The organism is Halotalea alkalilenta, from assembly GCF_001648175.1.
Taxonomy (GTDB): Bacteria; Pseudomonadota; Gammaproteobacteria; order Pseudomonadales; family Halomonadaceae; genus Halotalea; species Halotalea alkalilenta_A.
In genome coordinates this window covers 3,668,478-3,683,692 of record NZ_CP015243.1, presented here as the reverse complement: position 1 = coordinate 3,683,692, position 15,215 = coordinate 3,668,478, and the positions used below count along the sequence as shown (strand labels likewise).

At 65.8% G+C, this 15,215-nt stretch carries 13 protein-coding genes; 7 read left to right on the top strand and 6 right to left on the bottom strand.

The features are described 5' to 3' along the window. The first annotated feature begins 44 nt into the window (after positions 1 to 44). Positions 45 to 968, top strand: a complete 924-nt coding sequence (locus A5892_RS16485; RefSeq protein WP_064123716.1) for a dihydrodipicolinate synthase family protein — start codon at positions 45 to 47, stop codon at positions 966 to 968. Positions 969 to 1,040: 72 nt separating this feature from the next. On the opposite strand, the gene A5892_RS16480 is transcribed toward A5892_RS16485, so the two are convergent. Then, on the bottom strand, positions 1,041 to 2,249 hold the full coding sequence (locus A5892_RS16480; RefSeq protein ID WP_223302713.1) for a pyridoxal phosphate-dependent aminotransferase: 1,209 nt from the start codon (positions 2,247 to 2,249) through the stop codon (positions 1,041 to 1,043). 290 nt (positions 2,250 to 2,539) lie between these two features. On the opposite strand from A5892_RS16480, the gene A5892_RS16475 reads away from it, so the two are divergent. Beyond that, positions 2,540 to 2,980, top strand: a complete 441-nt coding sequence (locus A5892_RS16475; protein ID WP_064123715.1) for a DUF4385 domain-containing protein — start codon at positions 2,540 to 2,542, stop codon at positions 2,978 to 2,980. A gap of 7 nt (positions 2,981 to 2,987) precedes the next feature. Here A5892_RS16475 and A5892_RS16470 read toward each other — a convergent pair whose 3' ends face one another. Beyond that, entirely contained in the window at positions 2,988 to 3,584 is a 597-nt protein-coding gene (locus tag A5892_RS16470) for a TetR/AcrR family transcriptional regulator (RefSeq protein ID WP_064123714.1), read from the bottom strand. Between the two features lie 274 nt (positions 3,585 to 3,858). On the opposite strand from A5892_RS16470, the gene A5892_RS16465 reads away from it, so the two are divergent. Continuing rightward, positions 3,859 to 4,755 carry a LysR family transcriptional regulator gene (locus A5892_RS16465; protein WP_064123713.1) on the top strand — a complete coding sequence of 299 codons (897 nt, stop codon included), beginning with the start codon at positions 3,859 to 3,861 and terminating at the stop codon, positions 4,753 to 4,755. Here A5892_RS16465 and A5892_RS16460 read toward each other — a convergent pair. Genes A5892_RS16460 through A5892_RS16450 form a run of 3 tightly spaced genes read right to left on the bottom strand, consistent with a single transcriptional unit; the run spans position 4,745 to position 7,859 of the window. Beyond that, entirely contained in the window at positions 4,745 to 5,764 is a 1,020-nt protein-coding gene (locus A5892_RS16460; protein WP_064123712.1) for a carbon-nitrogen hydrolase family protein, read from the bottom strand. The genes A5892_RS16465 and A5892_RS16460 overlap by 11 nt on opposite strands. Before the next feature lie 56 nt (positions 5,765 to 5,820). Next, positions 5,821 to 7,539, bottom strand: coding sequence for a solute symporter family protein (locus A5892_RS16455; protein ID WP_064123711.1), 1,719 nt, complete (start codon positions 7,537 to 7,539; stop codon positions 5,821 to 5,823). Beyond that, positions 7,536 to 7,859 (bottom strand): DUF485 domain-containing protein, encoded by a 324-nt coding sequence (locus tag A5892_RS16450; protein ID WP_064123710.1) that lies wholly within the window; start codon positions 7,857 to 7,859, stop codon positions 7,536 to 7,538. The genes A5892_RS16455 and A5892_RS16450 overlap by 4 nt, the downstream gene beginning before the upstream one ends. Positions 7,860 to 8,157: 298 nt before the next feature. Between A5892_RS16450 and A5892_RS16445 the strand changes: the two genes are divergently transcribed. Continuing rightward, positions 8,158 to 8,721 carry a peptidylprolyl isomerase gene (locus A5892_RS16445; RefSeq protein WP_064123709.1) on the top strand — a complete coding sequence of 188 codons (564 nt, stop codon included), beginning with the start codon at positions 8,158 to 8,160 and terminating at the stop codon, positions 8,719 to 8,721. 218 nt (positions 8,722 to 8,939) lie between these two features. After that, the gene (gene bglX / locus A5892_RS16440) at positions 8,940 to 11,234 is read left to right on the top strand and encodes a beta-glucosidase BglX (RefSeq protein ID WP_064123708.1); all 2,295 of its coding nucleotides are present in this window, start codon (positions 8,940 to 8,942) and stop codon (positions 11,232 to 11,234) included. Between the two features lie 17 nt (positions 11,235 to 11,251). Here bglX and A5892_RS16435 read toward each other — a convergent pair whose 3' ends face one another. After that, positions 11,252 to 12,784: an FAD-dependent monooxygenase gene (locus tag A5892_RS16435; RefSeq protein ID WP_064123707.1), complete on the bottom strand. Its 1,533-nt coding sequence runs from the start codon at positions 12,782 to 12,784 to the stop codon at positions 11,252 to 11,254. A 175-nt stretch (positions 12,785 to 12,959) separates the two neighbouring features. Between A5892_RS16435 and A5892_RS16430 the strand changes: the two genes are divergently transcribed. After that, positions 12,960 to 14,159, top strand: coding sequence for an MFS transporter (locus A5892_RS16430; protein ID WP_064123706.1), 1,200 nt, complete (start codon positions 12,960 to 12,962; stop codon positions 14,157 to 14,159). 94 nt (positions 14,160 to 14,253) lie between these two features. After that, entirely contained in the window at positions 14,254 to 15,207 is a 954-nt protein-coding gene (locus tag A5892_RS16425; protein WP_064123705.1) for an aldo/keto reductase, read from the top strand. Positions 15,208 to 15,215 lie beyond the last annotated feature (8 nt).

Sequence of the window (15,215 nt, the reverse complement as noted above, 5' to 3'; positions counted from 1 at the left end):
CGTTCTCCGATCGATTTCTCCAACCCCGCTATGGAACATTATTGATGACTTCGAACCATCCGCTGGCCCCACGCATCGAGGGCCTGTTCAACATCTGCGTCACCCCCTTCGACGACCGCGGTGAACTGGACCGCGCAGCACTCGAGCTCAACCTCGAACGCGCGATCGGCCACGGCTATGACGGCATCCTGATCGGCGGCACCTATGGGGAGTTCGCCGCGCAGACCACCGAGGAGCGCGCAGAGCTCTTCACCGCAGCGATGGCGATCGTCGACGGCCGGCTGCCGGTACTGCTGTGCGCCGCATCGGGCGACGCGCGCGAGGCTTGTGAACTGACCGAACTCGCAGGCCGGCTCGGCGGCCTGCCGATGCTCACGCCACCCTATGCCTGCGAGATCACCTTCGAGCACACTGAGGCCTACTTCGCCGAACTTGCCGCTCGCAGCGCTACTGGGGTGATGATCTACAACGCCCCCGGCGTCGGCGCCACCCTGAGCCCGGCCGAGATCGAGCGATTGGCCGCGATCGACGGCGTGGTCGCGCTCAAACAGGGGGAGCTCTCGCCGACCAGCATCGATCGTCTGCTCCATCGTCTGCAGCCCAGGCTCAAGATCATTGCCGCCTCCGATCTGTCGATGGTCTCGACGCTCAGTGCCGGCGTGGATGGACTGAGCAGTACCAATAGCTGTGCGCTTCCCGAGCTGATCAAGGCGATTTTCGACGCCACCCGCGCGGGGCGGCTCGACCAGGCTCGCGCACTGCACCGGGCGTGGTTCCCGCTGCGCGAACTATGTCGCCGTTTCGGCCAGCCGCAGACCACCAAGGCGATGATGCGCCTGCGTGGCTGGCGTGCCGGCGGCGTGCGTGCTCCGCTGCGCGATCTCGACGCCTCCCAGCTGGCCGAACTGAGCGCTGTTTTCGCCGACTTCCGCCGTCAGCCGCTGATCGAATCCCTGCTGGTGGATTGAGCCCGGCCAGCGTCCACTGCCATCGCCTCGCGGCGCCGCCGCGAGGCGATGTTCGTTGCTATCGCATTGATTTCAATCCAGCCGCGCGCAGCACTCCGCCAGCCGGGCCAGCGCCTCGCGCAGCCGCGCGCTCGGCTGGCCGTAGGCCAGGCGCAGGTAAGGAGATAGCCCAAAGGCCGTGCCAGGCACGACGCCGACCCCGGCCGAGGCGGCGAAGTGGTCGGCGACCATTTGGTCGTTCTCCAGCCGCAGGCCCTGCGGGGTACGCTTGCCGATCAGCCCGGCGCAGTCGACGTAGAGATAGAACGCCCCCTGGGGTGTGGCGCAGTCGAGCCCATCGATCGCGCGGATGCCTTCGACCATCAGGTCGCGGCGGCGGCGCAGCCGCTCGAGCCGCTCGGGAAGGAAGTCGAGAGGCGCTTCGAGCGCGGCCTGAGCGGCTGCCTGGCACATGCTGGCGGGATTGGTGGTGCTCTGCGACTGCAGCCGGCCGATCGCCTCGATCAGCCATTCGGGGCCGGTCGCGTAGCCGATCCGCCAGCCGGTCATCGAGTAGGCCTTGGAGACCCCGTTGAGCGTGAGGATGCGCTCGGCGAGATCAGCGCGCAGCCCCGCCGGGGTGAAGAACTCGCCTTCGAAGACCAAGTGCTCGTAGATGTCATCGGCGAGCAGCAGCGCCTGCGGAGCCTCGGCGAATACCTCGAGCAGCGCCTCGAGCTCGGCGCGGGTGTAGACCGCGCCGCTTGGGTTGTTCGGAGAATTGAGGATCAGCCAGCGAGTACGCGGGGTCAGGGCCGCGCGCAAGGCGCCTGCGGTGAGCTTGAAGCCCTCTTCGGCGCTGGTGGGCAGGATCCGCGCGGTGGCGCCGGTCAAGGCGACGATGTCTGGATAGGAGACCCAGTAGGGCGCGGGTATCAGCACCTCGTCGCCCGGTGACAGGGTCGCCAGCATCGCGTTGAACACGATCTGCTTGCCGCCGACGGACACCACCACCCGCTCGGGAGAGGTATCGATGCCGTTGTCGTGGGAGAACTTGGCGCATACCGCACGTTTCAGCGCCTCGGTGCCGGTGACCGCGGTGTACTTGGTATCGTCGCGCGCGATTGCATCGATACCGGCGCGCTTGGCCACCTCGGGAGAGGGGAAGTCGAGCTCTCCCTCGCCGAGGTCGATGACGTCGACGCCTTCGGCGCGGCGCTTGCGCATCAGCGCGGAGACCATGGCGGTGGGGGATTGGCGCAGGGTGGCCATGCGCGGGGCCAACAGGGATTCGGGATTCACGAAAGAGTCGCTCGTATTGGTCTTATGGCGGAGAAATGACGCGAGGTGCCGGGCAAACGGCGCCTTCAGCTATTGTACGTTTTTGATAAAAAAATACAAAAGCCGCGCGATATTCGCCCGACGCCCGAGGGCCCCGCCGACTGCTCCGAGATGACCAGCTACAATGAACAGCGCCCGGCTGCGCGCACCGCGGCCGAACGGGTCGCAAGGGCTGGCCTTGCGCCGAAGCCTCGACACCGCAGGGCCTGAATTCGACCGCCAACCCAGCAGGGTGACCAGGAGCCGTTTCGATGGACGATGCCTGCCCTCTCGACCACCGTCGCCATCCCGAGCGCTACCGCATCGGGCGTGGAGAGCAGGGGGTGATGAACGTCGAACCCTACAAGAGCGAGCTGCTACCGCACTGGAGGTTCAAGACGCCGGAGCTTGCGCGGGCGTCTGCCGCCAAGCTCGAGGAGATGTTCTTCGCCTACAAGGCCGCGGGCGACTTCGTTGGCATGGACATGGCGCGGAAGTACCTGCAGATGGGCTATACCCGCTCACGCCGCTATGCCAAGCGCCCGTCGGGGCGCAAGTACGACGCGCAGGGCGCGCTGCTGCCGATCGGCGAGGAGGACCCCATCAAGGCGGCGTCGGCGCGAATCTTCCACGCCGCTTGGCGGCGGGTGCGTGAGGACCGCGAGTACCTGTCGATGAAAGAGCAGCACCGAGAGCGTTACGAGCGCGGTTGATGGGGGGTCAGGAGGCTGGCGTCATGCTCTTTCGCCGTCGTCTGCGTGGCGCTTGTGCCAGGCAGGCATCCAACCAGTATTCGATCTGTTCGGGCGTGGGCGGGTTAGGGTCGAACAGGATGCGATAGACCAGCGGAGCAACCACCGCGTCGACCAGCGCCTCGATCGCCGGCGGCGTCTCACCGCGCCGCTTGGCGCGCGCCAAAAGCCGATCGAGGCGCTGGGTGAGCAGCGCAGCGCAGCGCTGGGGGCAATCGTTGGCCTGGCTCGAGACCACGTCTCGCAGCAGATCGCGGCCGAGTGGCGAGCCCACCTCGTCGAGATAATCCTGCGCCCAGGCGAGCAGGTCTCCCCGTAGGCTGCCGGTATCCTCGGGAAGGGCGTCGGGGTGCATCTGCTCGAGGGCGACATCGCCGAGCAGGGTGGCGAGATCTCCCCAGCGGCGATAGAGCGTCGAGGGAGTGACACCTGCGCGCTGGGAGATTTGCGGAACGGTCAGCGCCTCGCGCGGCTGCTCGTCGAGCAGCTCGCGCACTGCCCGATGCACTGCCGCCTGGACCCTCGCGCTGCGTCCGCCTGTGCGTATGCCTAACGTCTTGTTCATGATCGAAAGGCTAGCACAAATTGATTGCATCAATGGCATCGGGCCGGCGGTCGGCTTTAAGGCTGATTTTTAGTTAAAGCGGTGTTGATGAGCCGCCCATTCGCTAGGACCGATGCGGCTCACGTCTGGCTGGTGGCGAACGATCGTTGCTTCGACGCAACGCTCGGCGCGCACGGTACCGGCACAGCTGAACCGGCTTGCCGCGCCCTGGGCGCCATGTTCAATTTGAGCTGTCCGCTCATCGTTTCATCCCCCTCCGAGACAGGAAATGCCAATGACGCCAGACAGGATCGACTGGAACGAGCTGCGCGTGCTGCTCGAGGTAGCCCGCAGCGGCGGGCTCGGCGGGGCGGCCAAGCGTCTTGGCGTCGATGCATCGACCGTCAGCCGACGCATCGCTCATCTGGAGACGATGCTGGGGGAGAGCCTGTTCGAGCGCAGCCGCGGTGGATTGGTGCTTAACGCCTTGGGTCACCGGCTGGTTGAGCATGTCAGCGGGATGGATAGCGAATTCACGATGATCGTCGAGCGCCTCGGCGAGAGCGGTGGTGCGCATGGCCGGGTGCGAATCGCATCGATGGAGGGGATCGGCTCGCTCTACCTGAGTCGGGTCTTCGCCGAGTTTCGCGAGCAGTTGCCGACCATCGAGATCGAACTGGTCACCTCGACCCAGCAGGTCCATGTCACCCGCCGCGAGGCGGACATCTTCCTGAGCTTCTTCGCTCCGAGCGGGCGTGGGCTGGAGGTCGAGCGAGTCGCCCGCTTCGGCCTTCATCTCTACGCCAGCCAATCCTACCTTGCACGCCGTGGCGAACCGCAGAGCTTGGCCGATCTCGCCGAGCACCAGTTCGTCGGCTACATCGATGACCTGGTGCAGATCGACGAAGTGCGCTGGCTCGAATCGCTGCTGCCCGAGCCGCCGCTTTGCTTCTACTCCACCAGCATGCTGGCGCAGATGTTCACCGCGGCGGCCGGGGCTGGACTGGTCATGCTACCGAGCTTCTCCGCGGCCGAGCGCTTCGGGCTCAAGCGTGTGCTCGAGGGGGAGTTCGAGCTCGGCCGGGATCTATGGCTTTCGGTCCACCGCGACCTGCGCTACGCGCCGAGGATCAAGCGGGTGGTCCGGGCGCTGGAGGATGCGATTCGCGCCGACGATGCGTTCACGAGTTGAGAATATCCCGCGGCTGAGCCAGCGGCTCTTCGCCGTCCACCCAGGCGACCGGTCGCTGGCGACGACGTTCGACGCTCAGGGAGAACACGTCGTAGCGCTGGTAGTAGCCGGTGACGTCGTGGAACTGCTTCGGTTCGATGCAACGGTTGAGATCGAGCTCGGCGTAAAGAATGCCTTCCTCGCGGCTCAAGGCCGGCCCCAGCTGGCGCCCGGTGGGGTCGACGAAGAAGCTCTCCGCGCGCGAGGTGTCGTCGACCACCGCAGCGATCGCCGGGTCGCGCTCGACCAGGAAGTCGCGCATCGGTGCATCCATGTAGCCGGCGCAGACGATGCCGAACGCCTTGGCCTCGAACGAATGTGCGCTGGCGCGGATACGGTTGGCAGCGAGATTGTCGAAATTGCCGCCTGCGCTGGGTCGTCGAGTCGGCCACAGCGCGGGCCAGGCGGAAATATGCACTTGTTCGCCCTGGGCCATCAGCGCATAGCGGGCCAGCGGGTTGGTGTTCTCACCGCAGATCAGTGCGCCGAGCCGGCCGATCGAGAGAGGATTCACCTTGAGTCCTTCGCCGTCGCCGGGTGCCCAGATCAGCTTCTCGTAGAAGGTCGGCACCAGTTTGCGATGATGATTGACCAGCCGCCCCTGGTCGTCGATCACCAGGTTGGCGTTCCAGATGCAGCCGACGCTGGCATGGCTGCGTTCGCTGATTCCGATCGATACGTTGACCCCTAGCCGAGCGGCGGTTTGTTGGAGTGCTGCGACCTCGGGACCATCGACGTAGAGGCTCTGCTCGACCATATGCTCGAATAGGTCGTGGTTGTCGATCGGTGGCCACAGCGCCGCCCAGATCGGAAAAGCCGGGATGAACGATTCGGGGAACACCACCAGGGTGGCGCCGTGGGCGGCTGCCTCCTCGATCAGTGCGATGGCCTTGTCGGTGGTCGCTGCTTTGTCGAGGAAGACAGGGGCGGCGTGGCAGGCCGCCGCGGTGAAGATCGGTAGCGAGGACATCGGAACTCTCCAGCGATGGGAATGCCGCGAGTGACGGCCTCGCGGCAGTGAGGAAGTCAGTGGCCGACGGCCTGAGCGACGCCTTGGCCGGTGTCGCGGCGAACCGCGAGCTCCGCCCAGCGCGTCTGGCTCAGCCGGTCGGGGCAGAGCAGCGAAAACACCACCACCAGAGCGAAGCCGAGCGGGATCGAGATCACCCCGGGGTTACGCAATGAGATGAGCGGCGCTTCGAGTCCGACCAGGCTGGTGCCGCCGGTGGGATAGCTCATGTTCGGCGACACCAGTACCAGGGCGATCGCGATCGCGGTGCCGCCGAGCACGCCGGCCAGCACGCCAATCGAACTGCAGCGGCGCCAGTAGAGGGTCAGCAGCAGCGCCGGCAGGTTGGCCGAAGCGGCCACCGCGTAGGCCAGCCCGACCAGGTGGGCGACGTTCTGGCCCTTGGCGAGGATCCCGACCACCAGCGCCACTGCGCCGACCAGCAGGGTGGCGAGGCGCGCGGCGATCACCTGCTCGCGCTCGCTGGCGCTCCCTCCCTTGATCGCACCGACGTAGACGTCGTGCGCCAGCGCCGAGGCGGAGGCCAGGGTGAGGCCTGCGACCACCGCGACGATGGTGGTGAACGATACCGCGGCGATGAAGGCGAGCAGCAGGTTGCCGAGCAGGCTGTCCGCGCCACCGCCGAGGTACTGGGCGAGCAGGGGGGCGGCCAGGTTACCGCCTGGATCGAACGATCTGATCGTGGGCGCGCCGATGTAAAGTGCGGCGGCGAAGCCGATCAATACGATCATCAAGTGGCAGATGCCGATGAATAGCATCGCGTAGAGCACCGACTGGCGCGCGGTGCCGGCATCGCGCACGGTAAAAAAGCGCATCAGCACATGGGGCATCGCTGCGGTGCCGAGCACCAGCGCAAGGCCCAGCGATAGCTGCTCGAGCGGATTTTTCAAGTAGAGTCCCGGCTCGAGCAGGCGGGTAGCGGCGGCGGCGGCATCTCCGGGTGGAGTGGTCAGCCCGGCCGCATAGGCGCGCACCTCTGGATGCTCGACCAGGGCGCCGAGCAGGCCCGGCAGGCTGAAGCCATACGGTGCCCAGGCGAGGATCACTAGCAATAAACAGCTGAGCAGCAGCAGCACCGCTTTGATCAGCTGCACCCAGGTAGTCGCGCGCATGCCGCCGAAGAATACGTAGATCATCATCAGTACACCGACGATGACCACCGCGACTTCGTAGCGGATCCCGATCAGCGCCTGCACGATCACGCCGCCGCCGACGATCTGCGGAATCAGGTAGCAGATCGCCACGCAGACGCTCGATAGGGCTCCTGCGCTTTTTGCGCTGCGAAAGTCGTTGCGGTAGGCGAGCACGTCACCGAGGGTGTAGCGGCCGAGATTGCGGCACGGTTCGGCGATCAGCAGCAGTACCGGAATGAAGCCGACGAAGAAGCCGACCAGGTAGAGAATGCCGTCGAACCCGTAGAGCGCGATCAGCCCCGAGACACCGAGGAAGGCGGCCGCGGAGAGATAGTCGCCGGCGATCGCCAGCCCGTTCTGGAGTCCGCTGATGCCTCCTCCGGCGGTGTAGAACTCACGGGCAGAGGCATTGCGCCGCGCCGCCCAGTAGGTGATCAGCAAGGTGGCGAGGATGAACGCGGCGAATACGGTGAGGGTCATCCCGCGTTGGGCGTCCTCCACCAGCGTTGGTGCTGCCCAGGCCGACGAGCAGGCGCCGAGCGCCAGGCCGGCGAGCACGCCGATTCGAACAGGTCGATTCATCGCTGCTCCTCCATGAAAGCCTGGGCGGAGAAGCGTTGGGTCTCAGCATCGATTCTGCGCATGCCTCGTAGATAGCAGTAGGCGAGCAGGCCGCCGACTGGATACTGCGAGAGCACGAACAAAAGTCCCAGGTTGAGATGCTGGTGGATCGGCAGCGCGAACTGGTCGCGCAGCTGCGAAGCGCCGAATGGCAGAGCGAAGTAGTAGAGCGCAGCGATGGCGCCGAGCACCACGATCAGTCGGTGCTTGCGTCGGCGCAGGTTGCGCAGGGTCGGATGTCGATCGATGTCCGACCAGCGCGGGGCGAGCGGAAGGTTCATGACGGAGGCTCTCTTGTCGTTATTGGTCTCGGCGCCCCGTGGCCTGCGGGACACGACTCGCAGCTTAAGAGGCGCCGGGAATCTCCGTCATCCACCAACTTGGCAAGCGGGATTGCAGAACTGCAGTGACTTATCGAGCGTCGAAGAGCGGCGAGAGCGCCGAGTTGGCTCAGTTCGAGACCGCCCGGGGCAGCATATTCGGTCGGTACCTGGCCCGGCGCAGGGTGGCCATCGAGGCTGGTGTCCCGCCACCCGGACGGCTATCTTCTGCGCTTGCGTAACCGACCGGAGTCTCTCGATGCTAAAGCGCTGCCTGACCATACTCTCCCTTTCACTGACCACCTTGGTGGCCGTCCCCGCTCTCGCGGCCGAGCAGCGCGTGGCGCTCGAGACCAGCCGAGGGGTGATCGAAGTCGAGCTCGATGCCGAGCATGCTCCGGCCACGGTCGAGAACTTCCTTTCCTACGTCGACCAGGGCTTCTACACGGGCACCCTGTTCCATCGTGTGATTCCGGGGTTCATGATCCAGGGCGGCGGTTTCGACGGGGATTTCGCGCAGAAGCCCACCCAGGCGCCGGTGCGCAACGAATCAGGCAATGGTCTCGCCAACCGGCGCGGTACCATCGCGATGGCGCGAACCGCCAATCCCGACTCGGCGACCAGCCAGTTCTTCATCAACCTGGTCGACAACGCCAATCTCGACGGTGCCGCCGGGCGTCCCGGCTATACCGTATTCGGTCGGGTAGTGAGCGGCATGGAGGTGGTCGATGCGATCGCCCAGGTACCGACCACCCGCCGAGGTCCTCATACCGACGTGCCAGCGACGCCGATCGAAATCACCAGCGCTCGACTGCTCGACTAAAACGGTGGTGAGGCATGGTTCGACTGCCCTCGTTCCTCGGGCGCTCACCAAGAGCGAATGTGGGGAGGTGGGCCTTGGTTCTAATTCCCCGCCCGTTCGTCCCGTGCGAGCCGGGCGCATCGAGGGCGCGAACGATTTGCGCCGCCAACGCAACGATATAAAGCCATCCCTGTATCGCCGCCGTGTTATACGAAGAGAAGCGGCTAAAGGGGACGGCGATGCGCAAGGCATGGCAGGTGTGGACGGTGGTGGGGTGTCTTGCGCTGACGTCGACGCAGCTCCAGGTGAGCGCTGGGGAAAGCCCGCGTGAAGCCCGGTTCCTCGACGATCTGCTGGCGCGGATGACGCTCGAGGAGAAGATCGGTCAACTGGTGTTGGTCAGCATCGGCCCCAGCCATCCTCGCGATCAGGTGAACTCGTCGATCGCCGCGGGGCGAGCCGGAATGGTGCTCAACACGGTGGTGCGTGAGGATATCCGAGAGCTTCAGCGTCAAGCGGTCGAGCACAGTCGCTTGGGCATTCCGCTCGCGTTCGCCTTCGACGTGGTGCATGGCCAGCGTACTTTGTTTCCGATCGGACTTGGCTTGGCGTCGACCTGGGATCTCCCGGCGATCGCGCTGAGCGGCCGAGTGGCGGCGCGGGAGGCCGCCGCCGACGGGCTGGACATCACCTTCGCCCCGATGGTCGACATCGGCCGTGATCCGCGATGGGGGCGGATGTCCGAGGGATTCGGCGAAGACACCTGGCTGATCACTCGGATCAGCGAAACGCTGGTCGATGCCTTCCAGGGCGATGATCTCTCCTCGCCCGACTCGATGATGGCGGTGGTCAAGCACTTCGCGCTCTACGGCGCGGGCGAGGGCGGACGCGACTATGCCCCGGCGGAAATGGGGCGGCGGCAGATGCGCGAGGTGCATCTACCTCCCTATCGGGCGGCGATCGATGCGGGCGCTGGGGGAGTGATGGTGGCGCTGAACAGCATCGATGGAGTACCGGCGACGGCCAATCGCTGGCTGCTCGACGATCTGCTGCGCGGTGAGTGGGGCTTTGGTGGGCTAGTGATCAGCGATCATGGCGCGATCGGTGAGCTGATCAGCCATGGGGTCGCGGCCGATGCCGAGCAGGCAGCGCGGCTTGCGATCCAGGCCGGGGTGGATGTCGACATGAACAGCGACGTCTACGGCCTCCATCTCGCCGGGCTGGCCGAGCGCGGCGAACTCGACCCTGCACTGATCGATCGGGCCGCGCGTCGGGTGCTGGCGGCCAAGTACGCACTGGGTCTGTTCGATGATCCCTATCGACGCTCCGGGCCCTCGACCGAGGATGCGCTGGCATTCGACGATCCGTCGCGGCTGCATCGCCTCGAGGCTCGCGAGGTGGCGAGACGCTCCTTGGTGCTGCTCAAGAACCAGCGGGAGACGCTGCCGCTCGATCGTAAGGCGCGAATCGCGGTAGTGGGGCCGCTGGCGAAGAGCCAGGCGGATATCCTAGGCAGCTGGTCGGGTGCCGCTTCGCCCTCACAGGCGGTGTCGCTGTGGCAAGGACTGGTCGATGCCCGCGGTGGTGAAGAGGGCCTGAGCTATGCACTGGGGGCGAACTTCAGCGACGACCCGCTGGTGGTCGACTATCTCACCACCTATACCCCTGAAGTGAAGATCGATCCGCGTCCGGCCCAGGTGCTGCGCGACGAGGCGGTAGCGGCGGCTGGCGATGCCGACGTGGTGGTCGCGGTGGTCGGTGAGTCCCGCGGGATGAGCGATGAGTCGTCGAGTCGCAGCGAGCTGGACCTGCCGGCGGCGCAGGCCGCGCTGGTCGATGCGCTCGAGAGCACCGGCAAACCGCTGGTGCTGATACTGATGAACGGCCGCCCGCTGACCCTGGAGCGCCAGGCCGGGCAGGCGGATGCGCTGCTCGAGACCTGGTTCGCCGGAACCGAGGGCGGTCATGCGATCGCCGACGTGCTGTTCGGTGACTTCGAGCCGGTCGGCCGGCTGCCGGTCAGCTTTCCCCGTCGGGTTGGCCAACTGCCGCTCTATTACGCCCTGGTGCCCACCGGGCGGCCGGTCGATCCACTTCACCCGGGCAAATTCACTTCGCGCTATTTCGATGTCGCGGGCGGTCCGCTCTTTCCATTTGGATTCGGTCTCGGCTACACCGATTTCTCGCTTTCGAACCCGCGACTATCCAGCCGCGTGCTGTCGCGCGACGGCCAGCTGGAGGCCAGCGTCGAGGTGATCAACCAAGGAAAGCGTCGTGGCTCGACGGTGATCCAGCTCTATCTCCACGACCCGGTCGCCTCGGTCACTCGTCCAGTGCGCGAGCTCAAGGGTTTCAAGCGGGTTACCCTCGACCCGGGTGAGCGCGCCAGGGTCGATTTCAGCATCGACCCGACCATGCTCGCCTTTTACTCTGGGGAAGGCCCGCTCGAGACGATCGAGCCCGGCGAGTTCGAGGTGTTTATCGGCCAGCACGCCGAGGATGGCGAGCCGCTGAGTTTCACCCTGCGCCCCTGAGCGGCCGCGGGCCTGGATCAGCCGAAGCTGAGCCCATACCAGTCGACATAGCGTTTTAGGGCGAGCACGTCCTGGCTGGGGGAGGCGAGGGCGACATGGCCATCGGGGCGAATCAGATAGCAGGCGTCGCGCTTGAGTCCTGCGAGGCGGGCGCTATCGCTCCAGTCGAACAGTTCGAGCTCGAGACCGAGCGCGGCGGCGGCGACCACCAGCGACATCTTCGGGGTGCCGTAGACGTGGAGCTGCCAGCGCAGGCCGTCGAGGGTTGCGAAGTTGTCTTCGTCGCTGTCGTCGATGCTCACCCAGGGCAGCCGGTCGCCGCCGTGCACTTCGCCCGCGAGCCCTGCGCTGAGCGGGGAGCGGCGATACTCGATCCTGGTCTGCGAGAGGGTCTGGAACAGGGTGCGACGCAGCTTGGGGAAGCCGGAAAGAAACGGCACCAGGTGAGGCACCAGGAAGGAGCGCAGCAGCCGACCCTTGAGTCCGTGATCGAGCGCACCCTCGAACAGGCGGTCGCTAGTGGCCTCGAGCGCCTTGGCGACGCCGCGCCGCTCTTCTGTGTAGCTTTCGAGCAGGCTTTCGTCGGCGTGGCCTTCAAGCACCGCGGCGAGTTTCCAGCCCAGGTTGATCGCATCCCCGATCCCGGTGTTCATGCCCTGGCCCGCCAGCGGGCTGTGCTGGTGAGCGGCATCGCCGACCAGCAGCAGATGTCCGTGACTGAAGCGTTCGGCGATCGATGAGCGTGTGCGGTAGTGATCGATCCGTTCGATCCGCTCGATGCTTCCCCCTGCGATGCGTTCGAGCCGCGGGCGCAGCGTCTCGGGCTCGGGGGGATCTTCCGAGCTTTCATCGAGCGTGCCGACGAGCTGACGCAGGCCTGCGACCGGGTGAGGCAGCAGCATGTCTATCCTCTGCTGGCCGAGCTCGAAGCGCAGGGTGTGGCCGAGGGAGTCGTCCGCCAGCCGCACCTCGGCGACGTAGAACAAGCGCGAATCGTCGGCGCGACCGTCGATTCCGGCGAGGGTCCGGGTCCGGCTGTAGGCGCCATCGCAGCCGCAGAGATAGCGGACTTTGAGGCGCTGCTCCTCGGCTGGGCCGACCAGCGTTGCCTCCACCGCATCATCCAGCAGGTAGAGATCGCTCAGCTCGCTGTTCCATTCGACCTCGACCCCGAACTCGGCAAGCCGGGTGGCGAGCAGGCGCTCATGATCGCGCTGGGGAATGCAGAGCAGGAAGGGATAAGGGCTGGTACCTGATGCGATATCGCCGAGCAGTACCTGGAAGGGCGCCTCGCCATCCTCGCTCAGCTCGAGCACGTCGACCTTGACCCCATGCTCGATCAGCCGCTCGGCGAAGCCCAACTGGCGATAGAGCTCCAGGGTTCGGGCCTGGACCACCATCGCGCGCGGAGCCTCGTCGGGGCCTGTGCGCTCGTCGACCACCCGGCAGCGAATGCCGTGATGGGTGAGAGTGAGCGCCAGGGCGAGGCCACTGGGGCCCGCACCGACGATGAGTACGGCGCAATCATCGGGTGTCGCTGGGAGAATCATGAGGAGTTGGGCCTCCAGGGGCTGATAACGAAGCGCCGACGGCGCTGGAACACTACGACTGTAGTGACTGCGGGTCCAGTGGGCAAAGTTGGTGCAGCATTTTTGAATCAAGCGAAGCAATTATCATTTCCGTCGTCATCTTGTACCCTGGGCGCCGCATTCACGAGGAGCCCAAATGGACCGGACCCGCTTCACCCTTTGTCTCTGTGCCTTCAACGGTGGCATGAGCGTGGCCATCATTCTACCGATCCTGGCGCCGTTGATCCGAGAGTTGGGCCTGAGCGAAACCCAAGGCGGCTGGATGATTTCGCTCGGCTCGCTGGCGATGGCGCTGATGGGGCTCAAGTGGGGCGCATTGAGCGACCGGCTCGGACGCAAGCCGGTATTGATGATCGGTTTCGGTGGGCTGTTCCTCGGTTGGACCTCGTTCACCCTGCTGGCCTGGAGCGGCCTCAGCGGCTTGCTCCAGGGCACGGCGCTGTTTTTCTCCCTGATCGCCGCCCGTACCCTGGTCGGGGGCTTCCTCTCCGCGCCGCCGTCCTCTACCCAGGCCTACATGGCCGATACCACCTCGACTCCGGCGGAGCGCGGCGCCGGCATGGCGATGATCGGCGCCGCCGGTGGCCTTGGCATGGTGGTTGGCCCGGCGCTCAGCGCCGCGCTGGTACTCCATGGGCTGCTCTGGCCGCTGATGCTCGCCGCCGCGCTGCCGCTGGTGATGCTGGTGGTCGTGGCGGTGATGTTGCCCGCCGCGGCGCCCAGGCCGAGAAATCCAGGGACTGCGCGGCTCAGCCCGCTGCATCCGGGGCTGCGCAACTGGCTTTTGATCGGGCTGGTGACGATGATCAGCGTGGTGACGATCAATCTCACCGCTGGTTTCTACTTCCAGGATCGTCTAGGGCTGGATGCGCGCGAGACGGCTTCGCTGCTGGCGATCGGACTGACGCTGGTCGGCGTGATGCTGATGACGGCGCAGACGCTGCAGGCCCGGGTAATGCGCTGGCCGCCGCGTCGCTTGGTACTGACCGGCGCACCGCTGCTCGCGCTTGGCGCGGTGGTGATGCTGGCGAGCGCCCAGGCGCTGAGCTACTGCGTTGCCTACGCGCTGTTCGGCGCCGGGATCGGGCTGATCCTGCCGGGATTCATGGCTGGCGCTTCGCTGGCCGCGCCGGAGGGACGCCAGGGAGCGGTGGCGGGGCTGTGTCAGCTGATGCAAGGACTCGGCACCATCGTCGCTCCGCTCGCCAGTACCGCGCTCTATCGGCTCGAGCCGACGCTGCCGTTCTGGATGCTGCTGGCGCTGGCGGCGCTCGCCGCCCTGGCCGCGCTGCGAGCGCCCAAGGAAGAGAAGCGGCCAAACGATGCGCTCGCATGAGGCAGGACACCTTCCCGCACTTTCTTCTATTCTTAATGGGGTCTGAATGCCTCGCTCCGCGTGGCTTCTACCTTTAATTAAGGAGTCAAGAAAGATGGACAAGCGTCCCCTCGGCAAGACGGGCCTCGAGATAGCCCCGCTGGTGTTCGGCGGCAACGTGTTCGGCTGGACCGCCGATGAACCGACCTCCTTCGGACTGCTCGACGCCTGGATCGATGCGGGCCTCGACACTATCGATACCGCCGACTCCTACTCCACCTGGGTACCCGGCAACCAGGGCGGCGAGTCCGAGGCCGTGCTGGGCAAATGGTTCAAGCGCAGCCCCTCCGTGCGCGAGAAGGTGATACTGATCACCAAGGTCGGCTCGGAGCTCGGGCCGGACAAAAAAGGGCTTTCCGAGCGCTGGATCACCCAGGCGGTGGAGGACTCGCTGCGCCGGTTGCAGACCGACTACATCGATCTCTACCTGTCCCATGTGCCGGACCCCGACACTTCCTTCGATGAGACCCTGGGTGCTTACCAGAAGCTGCTCGCGGCCGGCAAGGTCCGTTCGATCGGCGCGTCGAACCTCGACGCCGCACAGCTCAAGGAGTCGCTCGAGGTCGCCAGCCGCGAGGGCCTGCCACGCTACGAGGTGCTCCAGCCCGAGTACAATCTCTATGATCGCAGCTCCTTCGAGGGTTCGCTGAGCGAGCTTTGCATCGAGCGTGACATCGGGGTGATCACCTACTTCAGCCTCGCCTCCGGCTTCCTTTCCGGCAAGTACCGCTCGAAGGAGGATATCCAGGGCACTCGTCGCGAAGAGTTCCTCGGCAAATACTTCGACGACCGCGGGCTTAGGATCCTCTCCGCCCTCGACCAGGTCGCCCGCAAGGTCGAGGCGACCCCGGCCGAGGTCGCGCTGGCCTGGCTGATCGCGAAGCCCGGTGTGACCGCGCCGATCGTCAGCGCGACCAGCCGCGGGCAGCTCGATAGCCTGGTTTCCTCCGCCCGTCTGCACCTCGCTCCTGAGGACATGGCGACGCTCGATACCGCCAGCGCTAGCTGAATCTCGGT